Origin of the sequence: Dyella sp. C11, assembly GCF_003121485.1 — a bacterium.
Taxonomy (GTDB): domain Bacteria; phylum Pseudomonadota; class Gammaproteobacteria; order Xanthomonadales; family Rhodanobacteraceae; genus Dyella.
The window spans coordinates 169,967-187,307 of sequence record NZ_QAVX01000006.1; the positions used below are offsets into that span (position 1 = coordinate 169,967).

Annotated in this window: 19 protein-coding genes; 7 read left to right on the forward strand and 12 right to left on the reverse strand. The window is 64.5% G+C overall.

Going from position 1 to position 17,341, the window contains the following annotated elements; all coding sequences use genetic code 11:
* Positions 1–4: 4 nt before the first annotated feature.
* From DK366_RS08275 to DK366_RS08330, 12 genes are all read right to left on the reverse strand, one after another.
* Positions 5–703: a class I SAM-dependent methyltransferase gene (locus DK366_RS08275; RefSeq protein ID WP_109125057.1), complete on the reverse strand. Its 699-nt coding sequence runs from the start codon at positions 701–703 to the stop codon at positions 5–7.
* On the reverse strand, positions 703–1,932 hold the full coding sequence (locus DK366_RS08280; RefSeq protein ID WP_109125058.1) for an amidohydrolase family protein: 1,230 nt from the start codon (positions 1,930–1,932) through the stop codon (positions 703–705). The genes DK366_RS08275 and DK366_RS08280 overlap by 1 nt, the downstream gene beginning before the upstream one ends.
* A gap of 4 nt (positions 1,933–1,936) precedes the next feature.
* Positions 1,937–2,776 carry a class I SAM-dependent methyltransferase gene (locus tag DK366_RS08285; protein ID WP_109125059.1) on the reverse strand — a complete coding sequence of 280 codons (840 nt, stop codon included), beginning with the start codon at positions 2,774–2,776 and terminating at the stop codon, positions 1,937–1,939.
* An 84-nt stretch (positions 2,777–2,860) separates the two neighbouring features.
* The gene (locus DK366_RS08290; RefSeq protein WP_109125116.1) at positions 2,861–3,718 is read right to left on the reverse strand and encodes a Wzz/FepE/Etk N-terminal domain-containing protein; all 858 of its coding nucleotides are present in this window, start codon (positions 3,716–3,718) and stop codon (positions 2,861–2,863) included.
* Between the two features lie 11 nt (positions 3,719–3,729).
* The gene (locus tag DK366_RS08295; protein WP_109125060.1) at positions 3,730–4,908 is read right to left on the reverse strand and encodes a hypothetical protein; all 1,179 of its coding nucleotides are present in this window, start codon (positions 4,906–4,908) and stop codon (positions 3,730–3,732) included.
* Positions 4,905–5,852 carry a glycosyltransferase gene (locus tag DK366_RS08300; protein WP_232820971.1) on the reverse strand — a complete coding sequence of 316 codons (948 nt, stop codon included), beginning with the start codon at positions 5,850–5,852 and terminating at the stop codon, positions 4,905–4,907. The genes DK366_RS08295 and DK366_RS08300 overlap by 4 nt, the downstream gene beginning before the upstream one ends.
* A 2-nt stretch (positions 5,853–5,854) precedes the next feature.
* Positions 5,855–7,105, reverse strand: a complete 1,251-nt coding sequence (locus DK366_RS08305; RefSeq protein WP_109125061.1) for an O-antigen translocase — start codon at positions 7,103–7,105, stop codon at positions 5,855–5,857.
* Positions 7,102–8,226 carry a DegT/DnrJ/EryC1/StrS family aminotransferase gene (locus DK366_RS08310; RefSeq protein ID WP_198651476.1) on the reverse strand — a complete coding sequence of 375 codons (1,125 nt, stop codon included), beginning with the start codon at positions 8,224–8,226 and terminating at the stop codon, positions 7,102–7,104. Before DK366_RS08310 ends, DK366_RS08305 begins: the two co-directional genes overlap by 4 nt.
* On the reverse strand, positions 8,214–9,146 hold the full coding sequence (locus DK366_RS08315) for a GNAT family N-acetyltransferase (RefSeq protein ID WP_109125063.1): 933 nt from the start codon (positions 9,144–9,146) through the stop codon (positions 8,214–8,216). Before DK366_RS08315 ends, DK366_RS08310 begins: the two co-directional genes overlap by 13 nt.
* On the reverse strand, positions 9,139–10,086 hold the full coding sequence (locus tag DK366_RS08320; protein WP_109125118.1) for a hypothetical protein: 948 nt from the start codon (positions 10,084–10,086) through the stop codon (positions 9,139–9,141). Before DK366_RS08320 ends, DK366_RS08315 begins: the two co-directional genes overlap by 8 nt.
* A 5-nt stretch (positions 10,087–10,091) precedes the next feature.
* Positions 10,092–10,757: an acetyltransferase gene (locus tag DK366_RS08325; protein WP_109125064.1), complete on the reverse strand. Its 666-nt coding sequence runs from the start codon at positions 10,755–10,757 to the stop codon at positions 10,092–10,094.
* Entirely contained in the window at positions 10,742–11,179 is a 438-nt protein-coding gene (locus DK366_RS08330; RefSeq protein WP_109125065.1) for an FdtA/QdtA family cupin domain-containing protein, read from the reverse strand. Before DK366_RS08330 ends, DK366_RS08325 begins: the two co-directional genes overlap by 16 nt.
* 337 nt (positions 11,180–11,516) lie before the next feature.
* Between DK366_RS08330 and DK366_RS08335 the strand changes: the two genes are divergently transcribed.
* From DK366_RS08335 to DK366_RS08365, 7 genes are all read left to right on the forward strand, one after another.
* The gene (locus DK366_RS08335) at positions 11,517–12,041 is read left to right on the forward strand and encodes a cytochrome b (RefSeq protein WP_232820972.1); all 525 of its coding nucleotides are present in this window, start codon (positions 11,517–11,519) and stop codon (positions 12,039–12,041) included.
* A 116-nt stretch (positions 12,042–12,157) separates the two neighbouring features.
* A complete protein-coding gene (locus DK366_RS08340; protein WP_343125617.1) occupies positions 12,158–13,420 on the forward strand; it encodes a cytochrome C in 1,263 nt (420 codons plus the stop codon).
* A gap of 19 nt (positions 13,421–13,439) precedes the next feature.
* Positions 13,440–13,838, forward strand: coding sequence for a c-type cytochrome (locus DK366_RS08345; protein WP_304529333.1), 399 nt, complete (start codon positions 13,440–13,442; stop codon positions 13,836–13,838).
* Positions 13,839–13,920: 82 nt separating this feature from the next.
* Entirely contained in the window at positions 13,921–14,739 is an 819-nt protein-coding gene (locus tag DK366_RS08350) for a TorF family putative porin (RefSeq protein WP_109125068.1), read from the forward strand.
* A 64-nt stretch (positions 14,740–14,803) separates the two neighbouring features.
* Complete coding sequence (locus tag DK366_RS08355) at positions 14,804–15,388, forward strand: sigma-70 family RNA polymerase sigma factor (RefSeq protein ID WP_109125069.1); 585 nt, start codon at positions 14,804–14,806, stop codon at positions 15,386–15,388.
* Entirely contained in the window at positions 15,385–16,017 is a 633-nt protein-coding gene (locus DK366_RS08360) for a zf-HC2 domain-containing protein (protein ID WP_109125070.1), read from the forward strand. Before DK366_RS08355 ends, DK366_RS08360 begins: the two co-directional genes overlap by 4 nt.
* Positions 16,018–16,027: 10 nt before the next feature.
* Positions 16,028–17,329 carry a S8 family serine peptidase gene (locus tag DK366_RS08365; protein ID WP_109125071.1) on the forward strand — a complete coding sequence of 434 codons (1,302 nt, stop codon included), beginning with the start codon at positions 16,028–16,030 and terminating at the stop codon, positions 17,327–17,329.
* Positions 17,330–17,341 lie beyond the last annotated feature (12 nt).

A 17,341-nucleotide genomic window follows, 5' to 3' on the forward strand; every position in this document is an offset into this window, starting at 1 on the left:
GGAATCATGGCTTGCGCCACAACTGGAAAACGAGGGCCACGGGCACGTCGAGCGCCACGCGGTCGAAGTGCGCGCCGGGCGGAATGTCCGCCGGGTCGAGCATGGGTTCGAGTACGCAACCGATCTCCAGCCCTTGCGCCGCACACGCGGCGTGCCAATGGCTGTAGTGGTGCGCGGTGTGGCGCACGGCATAACGCCGGCCTTCCGCCTTGAAGTCGCGCAGCCAGCCCAGGGCATGGCCGATGGGATGCACATCGCTGCACAGCACCATGCCGCCGGGCTGCGTGACGCGGCACAACTCGGCAAGCACGGGTTCCAACTGCTCGACATGGCCCACCGCCAGTCCACACACGGTGAGATCGGCCCACGCATCGGACACGGGCAGTGCATCCAGGCTGCCCTGCATGAGTTCAATGGATGCATGTCGATGCGGCGCCGCCAGTTCGTCCTGCGCGCGCACCAGCATGTCCGGCGAAAGATCCACGCCCGCCACGCGCGCAGCACCGCGCCGTATCGCATGGCGCATGTAGCGCCCGGTGCCACAGCCGGCGTCGAGCACATTGCGCCCGCCCATGTCGTGTGGCAGCAGGCCGAGCATGGCGCGTTCTTCCGCCAGCATCACCGGGTTGTGTGCCCGTGCCGGGTAACTTGGTGCCCACAGCGCGTATGCGTCGGCAGGATCGAGGATCGGCGTGGTAAGCATCAGCAGCGCGCCTCGGCGATGGTGGCAGGTGCGGTGAAAGCCGCGCGCGCGGTCGCCAGTTCAAGTCCGGGCTCCAGCGCCAGCACGGCGGTATCGGCCAGGGCCTTCGCCAGCAACTTGGGACGTCCATCCAATACGACGCGTACCGTCTCCACGCCGGCGACGTCAAACCATTCGGCAAAATCGGGATCGGCGATGCGCGGCACGCCGCCGCGCACCACGGCGCGAATCTGGTTGCGTTCGATGCCCACCAGGTTCCACGCCTCGTGGCCGCCGCGATCCTCCACGATCACCAGGTCCGCATGTGCACCCGGTTGCAACGTGCCGTGCCACGGCATGCGCAGCAGCCGGGCACTGTCGTCGGTAACCAGCCCGAGCAACTGTTGCGGCGACAGTTCACAGCGAACCGCTGCATGGCGCAGCTCTTCCAGCAGGTCACGCGAACCGCTCAACCGTGAATCCGTACCCAGCGCCAGCCTGCCTGTCTCGGCGAGGCGACGCGGTTGCAGCGTGCGTCCGAGCAGGCGTTCATTGCTGGACGGGCACCACACCACACCCGCACCGCAGGCGAGGATACGGTCGATGTCCTGTTCGCGCAGTCCCACGCCATGCACCAGCACCGTGTGCGCGGCGAGGCAACCGAGCTCATCGAGTCGCGCAAGTTCCGCTTCGGCCACGGCGTCGGTGCCTTCGGCGAGGTGAATGATCCACGGCCTATCCACCGGTGTCTGCGCAAAGCTCTGCTGCACCGGGGGCCCGTACGACGTCCAGCCCAGCGCATAGCTCCAACCGTGGTCGCGCAACAGCGCCACGGGGAAATCCACATCATCCAGCGCGGCATGCCATGGATCGTGGTGGGCGACGCACGTAGTGCCCGCCAGCAGATTCTTCAAACCACCATGGCGCAAACGCGTGGCCTTGGGCACGCGCAACGCGGCAACGACCGCGGGATTGGCGAAGTGCGACTGAAACGCCTCGATCCACGCGTAGCTGTTGGGAAACGCGCCCGCATCCAGCGCAGGCACCGCGTTGACCTGCAAATGATCGTGCGCGTTGATCAGGCCGGGAAAGATCAGGTGATCGCGCAGGTCGACCCGGTACGCCCATGCCGGCAGCGAGGCGTCGATGCGGCCGCCGCGAATCTGCAGCGGTGCGCGCGTTACGCCGTCGCGCGTGACGCACGCCGCTCCGCACAGGCTGGCATGGGTTCGGGCCGACCGCGTGTCCACGCTATCACCGCCTGCGCATGACAATAAGGAAGTGGTCGCCCATGTCGCGCAATAACGGAAAGGCACCGAGCTTGTCGTCGAGGCGACCGAGGCGCTCGTACCAATGCTGGCGTCGGCGATACCTGTCCACCAGATACGGCGGCGGCATGAACAGGCTCAGCGCGCGATAGCTCTCCAGCGAGAACTGCCCGGCAAAGGCGCGATAGAACTCACGCGGCAGGTAGTAGTAAGTCCAGATGGTGTGCTTGTTCATGCCCACCGCCGCCGGGCCACGCGTGCCACGCACACTGGCGCGGCGAAAACGCCCGCGCAGCGCGTAATGCCCCAGTTCCCACGGGCAGATGCGACCCATCGCGGAGAACACCAGCTTGCCGCCGGGCTTCAGCAGGCGTGCGCACTGCTCGGCGACGGCAGCCAGGTCCGGCGCACAATTGAGCGGGCCGAAGTTGGAATAGATGCCGTCGAACGATTCCTGCAATTGGTCCAGCTGCTGCACGCCAAGGTGCATCGCCACCACGTTCGATTCCACGCCCGCCACCGCGGCGCGTGAACGCGTGCGGCCCACCATGGCGGGCGACCAGTCGGTGGCCACCACCTGGTAACCGCGGTGCGCGAATTCCAGGGCATCCAGGCCCGTCCCGCAACCGATGTCCAGCAGTTGCGAGCCAGCGGGTACTTCGTGACACACCGTGTCCCACAGCGTGGTGCGCATGCGCTGGATCAATTCGTTATTGCCGCGCGGGCCATCGTAATCGGCGGCCACGCTGTCGAAGGCACGCTGCGTGTCGAGCAATTGCGCGTCGTTCAAGGAAGCCTCCATCGGGCGTCCGCTTGGTTGTCCCATCACTGGCTTACGGCACCCGTTTGCAGATTCATCGAGGCAACGCGTTCCCGTGCCGGGCGACGCGTCATGTGCAGGTAGGTGCCTTCACGCGTGCGTTTGGTTGAATGTCACGGTGGTGACGCGGGTGCGCCGCATGGCGTTGCGCACAATCGCGGCGAACGCGCCCAGCGTAAGCCCGAACAGCGCCCCGATACCCCAGATCAGCGCGAGATTGGGAAATGCCGGCCCCTTGGGCACGTACACGGGCCACATCAGCGAGGTGTCATACGTGTAGTTCGGGCTGAGACGGATGCTCAGGTCGCCACGCACCTGGCGAAGATCGCGAATCTGCGTATCCGTGGCCGCCAGCAGCACGGAGGCCACACCGGCATCCTGCGCGGTACCGTGCGCACCTCCCGGCGTGGCCTGCTGGGTCAACTGCTTGCGCTGGTTTTCGGCATTGGCCAGATCCGACTGCACTTCACCCAGGCGCGCCTGAGCCAGGGTCAGCGGCGTGGCCAACAGTTTCTGATGGAGCGTCTTCAGCTGGGCCACGGTCGCTTCAGCAAATTGCCGCGCCTGTTCGGGCGACCAGCCACGTACGGAAAACTTCACCAGCGGTCCTGCGTAGGGCAGCGGTTCGAGTTTCACGCTCTTTCGATACAGTCGCGCCTCAGTTGCATCCTCCGGGATATGCAGGCTCGCCAATACCTGGTTCTGGAACGGCACCAGCTGAAGGCGCTCCAGCACGCGCGCCAGCGGCTCCACCTTGGGGTCCTGCCCCGGAGGAATGCCGCCCACCTGCCCTATCTGGATATACGCCGTGGCTTCCCACTGGGGGCGCGCCGCATGCGAAAACGCGAACGTCGCGACCAGCACCACCAGCAACCCAGCGAGAAACCACACCCACTCGCGGATGAAGATCCGCCACATGTCCACTACGTACACTTCGTCTCGTTGCATGATCGTCTGGCTCACGGAGGGGTTGGCGTGGGCATGCCGCCGTTGGGATCGGCATGATCGAAGGGAGTGCCGGCATTGCCGCGTCGACTGGGCAACAAGGCCGCCACCAGCTGCAGCAGCAGGCACAGCACGATGAAGCCCGCATTGGTCCAGGTGAATGCCTGGGGCGCGAACGGCGCCATCAGGCAGGTATAGGCCACGCGCAGGAAAATCAGCAGCCCGAACAGCGGCACCGCGGGCTGCATGCGCCGCACGCTCCACAGCAGCAGCGCGTACAGCGCCGCCATGGAAGCGACCGCACCGCCTGGGCCCAGCGCCATCAGGAACGGAAAGAATTCCGTGCCCACATTGACGTTGGACGCATCCAGGGGAATGCCCGTGCCGGCGGTGACGATCGAACCCGCCATCGGCACCAGCTGGTTGATCAGGAAGTGCGTGTCCCGATAGTGCTTGGCGAGGATCGATGCGAAGTTGTACGGCCCGGCACTGGCGTACAGCAGCAACCACTTCACGCCCTGCGGCAATGCCTTGTACGTGTCGCTGAAGGGAAGCGTGACGTAATCGAGCGTGCCGGAACGCAGGATGCCGAGTACCGAAAACACCACGGCGCCGCCCAGCGCGAGCAACAGCACCCGCTTCCACGGCAACGGCCTGGCATCATCGCGACGGAACAGGATCACCAGCGCCACCGAAAACAGCGCGGCGAAGATGCGGTTGCGATCAATGACGAGCACGGGAAAGACGAATCCCGCGATGACCAGCGCCGCACGCAGCCCGCGATGGCGTGCGCAAAGCAAGCCGATCGGTGGCAGCACCCAGCACATGTCGGACACATGCCGAATGTGGTCGCGGCCGCCTTCCATGTTGGCGTACGACGAAGGTGCCGAAAACAACGGCACCGGAAACAGCACCAGATCGAGCACGCAGAACACCACGACGAGCCCGGCGAACAGCAGCGACACGAAAGCGTCCCGGGTGCCTGTGTAATCGCGGCTGCGAAAGACCGCGCTGCGCGGTACGCGAATGCCGGCCACGGCGTCGAAGGCGATCATGGCCACACCTGCCGTGGCCAGCAGCAGGAGACCTTCCAGATAGTCCGGTGGCAGATCGTAGGTAAGCAGCGTGAGTCCGCAAGCCACCAGCAGCGGCACGCCCAGGTAGAACGACGGCCATCGAAGTAGCGTCTTCATGCCTGCGCCACCAGGCGATGGGCCTGACGACGCCGCGTCCGCGCCATCAACAGCAACAAGGCGTAGCCGGCCATGTGCAGGGCCACCGACCACACGCGACGTTCCAGAAAAGCAATCTTGGCGCCTATGTGATGCGACTGGGCCAACAGCAGCGTGCGGTCCGGCTCATCGAACAGCACCGCGCGCCGTATCGCGACATCGCGCGCTTCCATCAGGTTGCGAATGCGCGCGTGGGTGTCGCGCGTGCGGCTGAGGTTGCTGCCGTGGATGCGGTAGGCACACACATTGCGGTCGATGAAACCGATGGCATCGTGGGCCGCCAGGCGCAGGAAAAAGTCCCAATCGTCGATGCGCAGGCTCTCGCTCCAGCCCGCCACCGTTTCCAGCGCACGCCGGCGCACCAGCGTCACCGGACCGCCGATCGCCCATTGCGTGATAACCGCGCGGCGAATGCCTTCATCCGTGCGATACAGGCGCTTGTCGGCGTGGTGAAGATCGCGCATGCCGCTGTGATGCACGCGATGACCGTCCTGATCCACCACTTCCGAATCGCCGATCACCGCCCACTTGTTGGGATGCGCCAACAGATAGTCCACCTGTGCATCCAGGCCGCCCGGCAACAGATAGTCATCGCTCGCGCCCAGGCGAAGGAAATCGCCACGCGCACGCGCGGCCAGTTCGTTGAGCGTGGCAGCCACGCCCTTGTTGCCGCGACGCACGTACTCCACGGGTACATCGTTGCCATGTCTAGCGATCCACGCAGCGATCCGACAACCGGTATCGTCCGTCGAACCGTCATCGATGATGATGATCTCTTTCGCCGGATAGGGATCTTCCAGCACGCTATCGAGACAGCGCTCCACGAAACGCTCGTGATTGAACGCGGGCACCAGCACCGACACCAGCGGCATGGGCGACGCGTTTTCCAGCATGCCGATTTCCATCGTCATAGTCCCCCCAGGTAGCGATGCACCACGACCGCATTGAAAGCGAGATAGAGCACGTAGTTCGCCACGAAGGCATACATGGCACCCACCACGCCGTAGTGCGCCGTAAACAGGTACACCAGTGCCACGTAGCTCGCGGCAAACACCAGCTCTGACGCCACGAACAAGCGAGTCATGGCCTTGGCCAGCATCACGTAGGAGAGAACGAACGAGGCGATCTTCACCACGTCGCCCATCAGCTGCGGCGCGTAGAGGTCGTTGGCGGGAGAAAATCCGGCGCTGAACAACAGCGAGGTCACCGCGTCACGGCAGAGGTAGACCGCCGCCGCCAACACCACCACCGCCGGCATGATGTAGCGGTACGCCATGCGCAACTCCGAGACCAGCGGCGTGCGCGCGTGCGTGGACGCCAGCTTGGGCAGGTAGTACACGTTGATCGCGGTGGTGAGGAACAACAGGTACGCGTCCGATACCTTGCTCACAGCCTGCCAGTAGCCCACCTGCTCCCAACCGAACTGAGTGGCGAGATGGTCGCGAACCGCCAGGTTCACCAGCGGCGGCAGCAACGCGGAGGTCAACGTCATCACGGAAAAGGCAGCGAGGCGCGTGGTCATCTCGCGGTCGAAGTGCATGCGCAGCATGCGTCGGTCAAAGTAAGGGCTACGCCACCACGCAGGCAGGCCCACGGCGAGCACCAGCAGCTGGCCAATCACCAGCGCGAGCAACGCGCCGTACAGATGCAGCCAGTGCGAAAGCGCCAGCGCCGCAGCAATGCTCAACAGCGAACCCAGCACCTGGATGAACGCCAGGCGCTTCACGTCCATGAAGCCATTGATCACGGCAAGAATGTAGTTGACCAAAGCGATGCCGAGCTGCACCGCCGCCAACACGGCAATCAGGCCCTGGTAACGCGCGTCGCCCAACAGCCAGCCGGCGATCTGGCGGCTGAGCAACAAGCCCAGGGCGCCGATCAGGCACGAAGCGCACAACGCGTACCACAGCGCTGCAGCCAACAGGCGCGACAAGCGCTGCGGATCGTCGCGGTATTCCGCCACGTACTTCACCACGCCCGCGCTGATGCCACCGCCGGCCAGCACGGCGAGCACCGACATCAGGCTCATGAACTGGCCCAGCCGGCCCACGCCTTCGGGTCCGGCCATCCACGCCACCAGCTTGATGATCACCAGCCCCGCCAGCAGCTTGGCCGCCGTGGCGATCGAGGCATAGAAGCCGGCGCGCACGATGTTCACGACATGCCCCCGAACGTATTGCAGGCATCGATGACGCGCTCGACCGCGTCGTCGTCCAGCGCGGGGCCCATGGGCAGGCTCAGCACTTCGTTGTGCAACTGCTCGGTGATGGGCAGGGGCACGTCGTGCAGCGATGCATAGGCCGGCTGGCGATGCGGCGGTACTGGATAATGCACCTGGCTTTGCACGCCCTGCAGGCTCAGGTGGCGCTGCAGTTCGGCGCGCTGGCTGCTTCGCACCACAAACAAGTGCCACGCGTGGCTTTCTTCAACGCCCACTTGCGGCAACACGATGCGCTCGTGACGAATGCCCTCGCGATAGCGCTGCGCCACCGAGCGGCGGCGCGACACCTCGTCATCGAGGTGGGCCAGTTTCACGCGCAGCATGGCCGCCTGTATTTCATCGAGCCGCGAATTAAAACCCTGGTAGAGATGGTGGTATTTCACCTCGGACCCGTAATTGCGAAGTGCAGCCACGTGCGTAGCCAGTTCGTCGTCGCCGGTAACCATGGCGCCACCATCGCCCAGCGCGCCGAGATTCTTCGCCGGAAAGAAACTGAAACCGGCTGCATGACCGAACGTGCCCGCCCGACGACCGTTGCGACGGGCGCCGTGCGCCTGGGCGGCATCTTCGATCAGCAGCAATCCGTGCTGGCTAGCCAAGGCTCCCAGGGAGTCCATATCCGCCAGCTGGCCGTACAGGTGCACCGGCATGATGGCGCGCGTGCGTGGACCGATGGCGGCTTCCACGCGCTCGGGATCGATGTTGAAGGTGAACGGGTCCGGCTCGACCGGCACCGGCACCAGCTGGTTGGCGGTAATGGCGAGAAAGGTGGCGATGAACGTGTTGGCAGGCACGATCACCTCGTCGCCGTCGCGCAGCACGCCCATCTCCTTGTAGCCACGCAGGATCAGTGACAGCGCATCCAGTCCGTTGCCCACGCCCAGTGCATGCGTGGAACCGCAGTAGGCGGCGAATTCCCGCTCGAACGCGACAAGCTCATCGCCCATCACGTACCAGCCCGAATCGATGACTCGGGACGCTGCTGCCTTGAGTTCATCGACGTAGCGCGCGTTGACGTCACGCAACGAGAGGAAGGGAACGTCCATCACAACACCCACTCGTAGAAGTCATGGACGACGCCGCGTGCACCGAAGGATTCCTTCTGGGCGATCAAGCCGCTGTTGAGCACCGTGCCTTCGCTTTCGGTGGAAATGCCGAAGCTGAAATGGCTGCGATCCGCATAGACCTCGTCGACCAGCGTTCCCAGCAAAAGGCTCAGCGCATCGACTCGACGCCCCTCTTCCGAGGCGGCGATGTATTGCGCATGCACGGTCTGGCCAAAATCGTAGACGAGCACGCCCGCCAGCATGGCGCCATGCAACCGCGCTTCATGCAAAACGATCTGGTCGGGAAAGCGCGAGCGCAGCAAAGCCAGCTCACTTGCGCTGTGCGTGGGCACCGCATCGTGGCGTTGCAGAACTTCGCCAAGCAGCGAGTGGTACGCCACAAGATCCTCGCCACGCCCCACCTCAACACCCTCGCCCCGCGCCCTGCGAATGGCGCGGCGGCGTCCGTCGGAAAAGCCGACGCGCTGCCTCAGCGGGATCACGGAAGAGATGTCGCGCCGTGTCAGCCGGGCGCCGAGGCGCTGCAAGGCGTAGAGATCTTCCTCGGAGGGATACGCGTGGAAGACATGGGGAACCGGCTTGTAGATAAGCCGTGCCACACCGCCCCGGCGATAGTGGCCACCCATCATTTCGAATACCGCAAGCGTGGCGTCTGCTCGCAGGTCGTGCGTAGCGATGAGGCCCGCATAGGTCAGGCCGCCATGGCTGGTCACCCGGTCGCCCCGAATGCTGGCGGGAAAAACGGCGACCATCTCGCGCCCCCGTTCAACGACCAGCGACGCATCGGTAAAGCGATCGGCGTGGTAGTCCATGTAGCCGCGGCGGTGCAAAAAGTTGCCATTCCTCGACCGCAAGACCACGGCATCCCACGCTGCCGCGTCCGACGGCTGGTAGGCGCGCACGCTAAACATGCGTGCCGCTCTCGAAGCGTGGCCGTTTGGCGACAGCCAGGCCGAAGCCGTCCATGCCCATGTCGTTGCCGTTGTAGAACATCAACATGTCGTCGCCGCGGGGCAACAGCGCGGGATAGCAGATGGTGCGCGAATCCCACCCCGCGTCGGACAACGCCAGGCCCAGCGCCTCGTCGCGACGCTCCCAGGCGATGCCATCGTCGCTGAAGGCCATCCCGGGGAAGTATTCGCCGGTCACGTTGCCGCGCGTGAAATACATCGTGTAACGGCCATTTTCTCGATACACGCGAGGACGTCCGATGCGGTATTCGTTGCCGCGCGGCCTCAGGCAGACGTGAGCGTCCAGCGGAATGGCGGAAAGATCGTCCGTCGCAACGCTGCGAATGTGATAGCGCGGGAACGGCTGCCCGTCGATGCGTTCCCAGTCGTCGCCGACGGCATACCAGAGGCGCCACTGCCCGCCGTCGTACATCGCCGAATGTACAGCGCCGATGGTGCTTCGACCCGGGGCGCGATCCAGGATGGGCGTCTCCTGCACGCGCTCGAAATGCTCGCCGCCATCCGTGGATATCGCCAGGCCCGTAAACGCAAGGAACTTCGCCCTCGCCACCCGCTGGAATCCCACGTAGAAAAGATGCAGTCCACCCGGTCCATCCACGATGTCGCCGAGGATCATGCCGTTGTCGTCGAAACAGCCACCGCGTCCGATATCGAGCGCGGGTTCGGCACTGACACGAAGCACGCGCGAAGGATCATCCGCGAGCACATCGACGTAGCCGATACGGCTGACGCCATCTTCGTCGCGAAAGCCTGCGTAGACGCGAATGGTGTCGTCGTCGAGCCGCCAGGGTGTTGGCGTCAGCGCGGAATGGCGCATCCATCCGCCGACACCTTGCCGTGCGGTGTCGAACACCAGGCCTTGCTTGTGCCATGCCGTCATGGCGTTCACAGCGTCACGTCGAAACTGGATCGACCCGGCACCGCCTTGGCCGGCGAACCGACGTAGACCCTGCCCGCCTCGGTGTCCTTGTGCACCAGCGCGCCGGAGCCGATGACGTTGTCGGAGGCGACCTTCACGTGATCGTTGAAGGTGGTGTTGACGCCGATGAAACTGCTCTCGCCGATGTCGCAATAGCCGGAGATCACGGCATGCGAGGCGACGAACACGTGGTCGCGCACGACGGTGCGGTGCCCCACGTGGTTGCCGCTCCACAGGATGCAGTTGTTGCCGATGCGCACGAACGGCTGGATCACGTTGTTCTCGAAGATGAAGCTGTTTTCGCCGATCTCGGCATTGCGCCAGACGAAGGCGCGCGAACTCACGTAAGTGGCAAGGCGATAGCCGCGTTGCTTGGCATCCAGGTAGAAGCGCGTGCGCAAGCGATTGAGCTGGCTCGCGGGAATAGCCACGAACGCTTCGACATCTTCAGGCGGATAGTGCTGCTCCAGCTCTTCGTACGGCACCACGGGACGACCGGCCAGCACGGGCTGGCTCAGGTATTGGCGTTCGACGCTGAAGGCCGCAACGTCGTAATCGCTGTCGTGTTCGAAGTATTCGCAGGCGATCTGCGCCAGTTCGCCTGCACCGATCAGGACTAGGCGCTTTGGCATGCGACCAGTTCCGCGGGAAAGACGAGCCCCTTCGCTTCGCGCAGGAATTCGTCATAGTCGGTGATGTAGTCGGCGGGATCGTACAGGTGGTCCGCCAGCACCATCAGCACGCAGTCGTCGCTGAAGTTGTACAGCTCGCGCCAGACCATGCGGCCCAGCAGCAGGCCTTGCGAAGGGTCGTCAAGCACCACCTCGGCGGCGCCCGAGCCATCGTCGACCAGGAACGTCACCGAACCACGCACGGCGACAGCCAACTGGTGCAGGTGTCGGTGCGCGTGCTTGCCACGGTGCACATCGTGCTCGGTCGCGAAGATGTAATACACGCGACGGATTTCAAAAGGCACGTTGCGGTTCTGCTCAAGGGCAATGAGCATGCCGCCGTGGTCGCCGTGCGACTGCAACTGGACGCGTTCGATTTCCATGTTCTCGGCCGGGCTCTGGAGTCGTCGACGACGATTCTTGTCACTGAGTGCCGGCCCGTTCGCAGAAGGTTGCGTCGCGCGCGTACCGTCCATCGGCGGTGTTTATGCGCAACCTTCGATGGCGTGTGCGGCACTCACCCGCACAACGCACGCTCCACCCCACGCGTCCCCTCCCCCGGCACACCTTCGCCGACGGCAGGCGCGTGACGAGCGGGTCACCGAGGCAAGGTGCAGAGGTCCATACATGGAATGGCAGAACAAGACTCCGCCAGCGGCGAATGACGAGGTGCTTTCCACGCCCGTCACCGACGAGCGCAACGAGGCCGAAACGAAGGTCATGCGACCACGTTCGCTGGTTGTCCTGCACTGGCTTACTGCATTGTTTCTTGCTGTTGCCGCCGCCCTCATCCTGATCCGCGATGAAGTGGATGGCCGCGCTTTGCGGTTATGGCTGCTGGAAGGTCATCGCCACTTCGGCCTGTTGGTGCTGCTGCTCTTTGCGGTTCGCGTAGTGCTGCGTTTTCGCCTGGGAAAACTGCCGGGCGAAGGCAATACATCCGCATTGATCCGTCTGGCAGCCGGCACAACGCACATGGCGTTGTACGCGCTGCTTCTGGTCCAGCCGCTGCTTGGCTGGGCCTTGAGCAATGCCGAAGGCAAGCCAGTGCATTTTCTTGGCATCACGCTGCCGGCCCTCGTAGCCAGCGACGAGAACCTCGCGGACAGCCTTACCACGTGGCACCAGGACGTTGCCTGGGTGCTGCTTGCCCTGATCACGCTGCATATGGGTGCCGCGCTCTGGCACCACTTCGTGCTGCGCGACCGCACGCTCCGGATGATGTTGCCGGAGCGTCGCCGCTGATGCGCACCACACCGCACCATCCGCTTCCGCCCCAAGCGAGACAAGGAGTTCGCATGCCGTCTTTTCTGACCCGTTGCCGGGCCGCGCTGGGTTCGTCTGCGCTGTTGGCCGCATTGATGTTGGCGGGCAACGATGCCCATGCGGTTCCCGCCTATGCCCGTCAGACAGGCTCCGCCTGCGCGGACTGTCACGCAGGTGCGTACGGTCCGGCGCTTACGCCGTACGGCATGCGCTTCAAGCTCAACGGCTATACCGACACCGATGGCCAGGGCACCAAGATTCCCGTCGCCGCCCAGCTGACCGGTTCGCACAATGTGCCTGCGCGCGGTGACAACACCACGCAGCTCACCGAAGCGGATGTCTATCTCGCCGGTCGCATCAGCGACCATCTCGGCGGCTTCGTGAAAGTAGAAACGGATAACAACGGCAACGACCACTTCAGCACCAAGCTGAGCAACCTGGATCTGCGCTTCGTTGCCAAGGACCTGAAGGTGGCCGGCAAGGACACCATCATCGGCGTGAGCGTGAACAACAGCCCGGGCTTTGACGACCCCATCGCCGCCCTGCCCAACGCATCCAGCCTCGGGCCGCCGGCGGTATCGGGCACGCTGCTCAACCTGTCCAGCGCCAACACGCTGTACAACCGCGTGATCGGTGGCGGCGTGTACGCGCTGTACAACAACGACTGGTACGGCGAGATTGGCACGTACAACACCATGCCCACGTCCATGCAGGATCACCTGGGTTACAACATCGCCAACGATCCGGGACGCATCAGCGACACGGGTTACTTTCGCTTCGCCTACATGAAGGACATGAAGCGGCAGTTCTTCTCCGCAGGCGTGGTCGCGCTCACCACGAAGCGCCAGTTGCCGCGCAATGCACCCAGCGACGACATCACCGATCTCGGCTATGACCTGACGTACCAGTTCCTGGGCAATCGCGAGCACATCGTGCAGGCGAGCTACGTGAACATCCTGGAACAACGCGACTACGGCAGTACGCCGGTGGTGAACGGCGTGGTGGCCAAGCCACGTGGCGATGCACACGACCAGACGCTCAGCGTGACCTACACGTTCAAGCAGAGCTATGCGTTGCAGGTGGCACACCTGGTGAGCACCGGCACGCAGGATGCGGCGCGCTATCCACCGTTTGGCAAGCCCGACAGCACCGCCAACCTCATCACCCTGTACTGGACACCGTTCGGCAAGGACGACTCGTTCACGTCCATTGCGAATTTGAAGATCGCTGCCACATGGTTCCGCTTCACGCGCTTCAACGGCGCCAGCTCGAACATTTTTGGCGCGCCCGTGGGATCGCCGATGACCAACGCCAAAGACCTTGATGCCTTCACCTTGAGCGCAAGTGTTGCGTTCTGACATCGACAGGAGCCAAGACGTGACTTGTTCCCCAAGGGTTAAAGCGGCACGGCGTGCCTTGCTGGCCGGCCTGTTTTTCTACAGCGCCGGCACGCTGCCAGTGCTGGCCGGCGATGCCAGCGCGGGCGCGGACGTGTTCAAGCAGGAATGCGCCGAGTGCCACACCACCAAGGAAGGCAAGAACAAGAAGGGCCCCAGCCTGTTCGGCATCGTGGGACGCAACGCCGGCAGCCTGGACGGCTACAGCTATTCGGATGCGCTGAAGAACGCAAAGTGGACCTGGACCGAGGACAAGCTGCACTGGTATCTCTCGCAGCCGGCCAAGCAGGCCAATCCCGGCACCAAGATGAAATATTCCGGACTGGACGATGCCAAGCAGCTCGATGATCTCATCGCTTACCTTCAATCAAATCACTGATGTGATGACAGGCGTGTCCGTGTACAGGGCTGTCTCGGTCCGACTAACCTACGTCGCACCGAGACGCACACACTAAGGGCTGATGTTGCAAGGCGATCGACCAGCCAACGTGGACCGGCGGCACACTGTTCGGTCATCTGCTTCCGCGGCGTATTCGCGCTCGCGGCGCTGGCTGTGCGCGTTCGCTGCGTTGGCCGTTGGCTCCGGCGCATCGGGGGCCGCACACGCGCAGTCGTCGAATCTGAGCGGCACGGTCGGCCTGAGTTCGCAACTGGTGGACCGAGGCCTGGCAATTACACCCGACACGACCATCGCGCAGGGTGCGGTGTCGTGGACGCTGCCTTCCGGCTGGGCATTCGGCGCCGCAGCCAGTACCGAGGTGCGCGATGCCACGCCCCTGGCCGAAGCCTTCGCGCAGGCGTCCCACTTCTGGCGGCTCACGCCGGACTGGCAGTTCGAAGCCGGGCTGGCCTATTACGACTACCCGGGCCGCGGCGGCGGGGCCTTCAACCGTGCCGAAGGCAGCGCCAACTGGATCTACCGCGACGTGCTTACCCTGGGCGCGTCGGCCATCTATCCCACCGGGGGTACCGACCACGCGTTGCGGGGAGCGGCGGACGTGGATTTCCACTGGCCGCTGCCCTGGCACGTCTCCTTTGCTGCCGGCGCGGGCTACGCCCAGGCCCAGGTGCCGTACTACCGGGTCTACCCCAACGGCCACGGCAGCTACGGCTATCACGGCGGGGACCGCGTAAACTCCTATGGGTACGGGCATTTGGGGCTGATCTGGGCCCAGGGACCCTGGCGCGTGGAGGTCGACCGCATGTTCGTGGATGCCAGCCTGCGCAGCGAAAACCTGGCCGCGTCGCCCTGGGTGGCCACCCTGTCGTTCTCTTTCTAGGCCAGGGCAACCCTTTCGGCGAGATCAGGCACTTACGCGTAACCCTCATGCCTCTGTCCTAGCCATGAAAGACGCCGATATCGACGCTGACGAGACAGACCGCCTGCTGCTGCAACGCATGGCGTCGGGCGACCGTGCCGCGCTGGCGGTGCTGTATCGCAGCTACCACGGCCGGTTGTGCCGCTTCCTGTCGCGACTGACCCGCCGCGCGGACCTGATCGAGGAAGTGATCAACGACTGCTTCTGGATCGTCTGGCAGAAGGCGGCCACCTTCAAGGGCGAGTCGCGCGTCTCCACCTGGATCATCGGCATCGCCTATCGCTGCGGCCTCAAAGCCCTGCGTCAGCGTGGCGACGAACCGGTGGATGACGAAAACCTGCCGGAAGACCGCACCCCCGCGCACGACCCGGGCGAGGATCGCGAATTGCGCGACTGGCTGAGCAAGGGCATGGAGCGCCTGTCGGCCGACCAGCGCGTGGTGGTGGAACTGGTCTACGGCGTGGGCCACACGCTGGACGACGTGGCCGCCATCATGCAGTGCCCGGTGGGCACGATTAAGGCACGGCTGTTCCACGCCAGGGTGAAATTGCGCAACGTACTGCCAGCCTTGGCTGGTGACCAGCTCACGCAGAAAGAGAGCGTGCCATGAAGTTGACGAAGGATACCGACAGGGATTGTGCGCAGGCCTGGGAAGCCATGCCGTGGGTGCTGCAGGACAGCGCGCCACCGGAGCAGAGCGCCTGGCTGACCGAACACCTTGCGCGCTGCGAAGCGTGTCGCGAAGAGTTCGCGCAGCAGAGCCAGCTGCGGCTTGCGCTGGCACTGCCCACCGACATCGACCTCGACCCCGAGGTTGGCCTCAAGCGGCTGATGGGCCGCATTGATGCCACCCAAGTGGAGGAAACCCAGACGCATGCGCGTACCGGCACATGGTTCACGCGTGCACTGGTGGCTGCCGTGCTGGTGCAGGCACTGGGCATCGGCGTGCTCGGCATCAAGCTGTGGTCCGAAGGTGATGCGCAGTCGTATCGCACGTTGAGCCAGCCGACACCGGCCGCCATGCCTGGCGCCATCCATGTCGTACCGGATGCCGGCATGAAGCTCGCCGACTGGAACACCCTGCTCCATTCGCTGCAGTTGCAGGTGGTGGGTGGACCCAACGATGTCGGCGCGTATACGGTGGTGCCCGCGCACGCGGCCGGTACCAGCGATACGCTGCAGCAGCTGCGATCCACGCACGGCATCCGCCTTGCCGAGCCGGCCACGACGAGCCCGTGATCACGCCTCGATGAACGTCCGCGCCCTGTTTGCATTGCTGGCCGTGATCGCACTGGGCGCATGCGCGCCCGCGCGCCCGGATGCCTCTGCGACCGCTACGGTGGCGCCGACCTCGAACGATCATGTCGCGAGCATGGATAGCGGTCGCGACATCGTGCTTGCCGTGGCCAACCCGCAGGAACCGCCGTCCACGCATGCCGGTTCAAGCATGCTCGGCTACGTGCCTGCCACCAACTACGGCGCCGGCCAGCGCGCCATTTCCACGCTGGACGACATGCGCCAGCGCTATGGCTGGCACCAGGTCACCGGCTGGCCGATCAAGGCGCTGAGCCTGTACTGCATCGTGCTCGAACCACCCGCCGGCATGACGCGCGACGACCTGCTCGCCGCCCTGGCCAAGGACGACCGCGTCGCACTGGCGCAGCCGTTGCAGGACTACACCGTGTATGCCGCGCAGACCGAACCGGCGCACAAGTACAACGATCCCTACGCGGAATTGCAGCGGGGCTTCGTCGAAACCGACGCGGCGCAGGCACACGCCGAAAGCCAGGGCGATCGCGTGCACATCGCCATCGTGGATACCGGGCTGGACATGAGCCATCCGGATCTCCAGGGCCGCATCCACGACATCACCAACGAAGTCGACGACGACGTACCCGCGTTCAACCGCGACCCGCACGGCACGGAGGTCGCCGGCATCATCGGTGCCATTGGCGACAACCATGTCGGCATCGTGGGCATGGCGCCCAAATCGATCATCAGCGTGTACAAGGCGTGCTGGTATCCCGGTGCCGTGCAGGCCGGTGCGCGCTGCAATTCCTTCACGCTGGCCAAGGCGCTGGCGGCGATATTGGATACGGATGCACGCATCATCAACCTGAGCCTGGGCGGCCCGGCCGACCCCTTGCTCAATCGCCTGCTCGCGCAGTTGCTGGAGCAGCGACGCATCGTGGTGGCGGCGCTCCCACCAGATGGCAGCACACGCGGATTTCCCGACAGCGCACCCGGCGTGCTGGTGGTGCGGGTAAGCAACGGCATGCCCGCGCCACCGGACGTATTGAGTGCGCCGGGCAACGACATTCTCACGACCCAACCCGGCGGTGGCTACGACTTCACCTCCGGCTCGTCCATGGCTGCCGCTCACGTGAGCGGCATCGTTGCGTTGCTGCTGTCGATTTCGCCGAATCTCGATGCGCACTCCATCCAGCAGCTGTTGCTCGGCAGCAGCAAGATGGTGAGCGGCAACCGCCAGGTCGACGCCGCAGCCGCGGTGACGACGTTGCGCAAGAGCATCGCCTCGTCGCGCCACTGACACCCCTTCCCT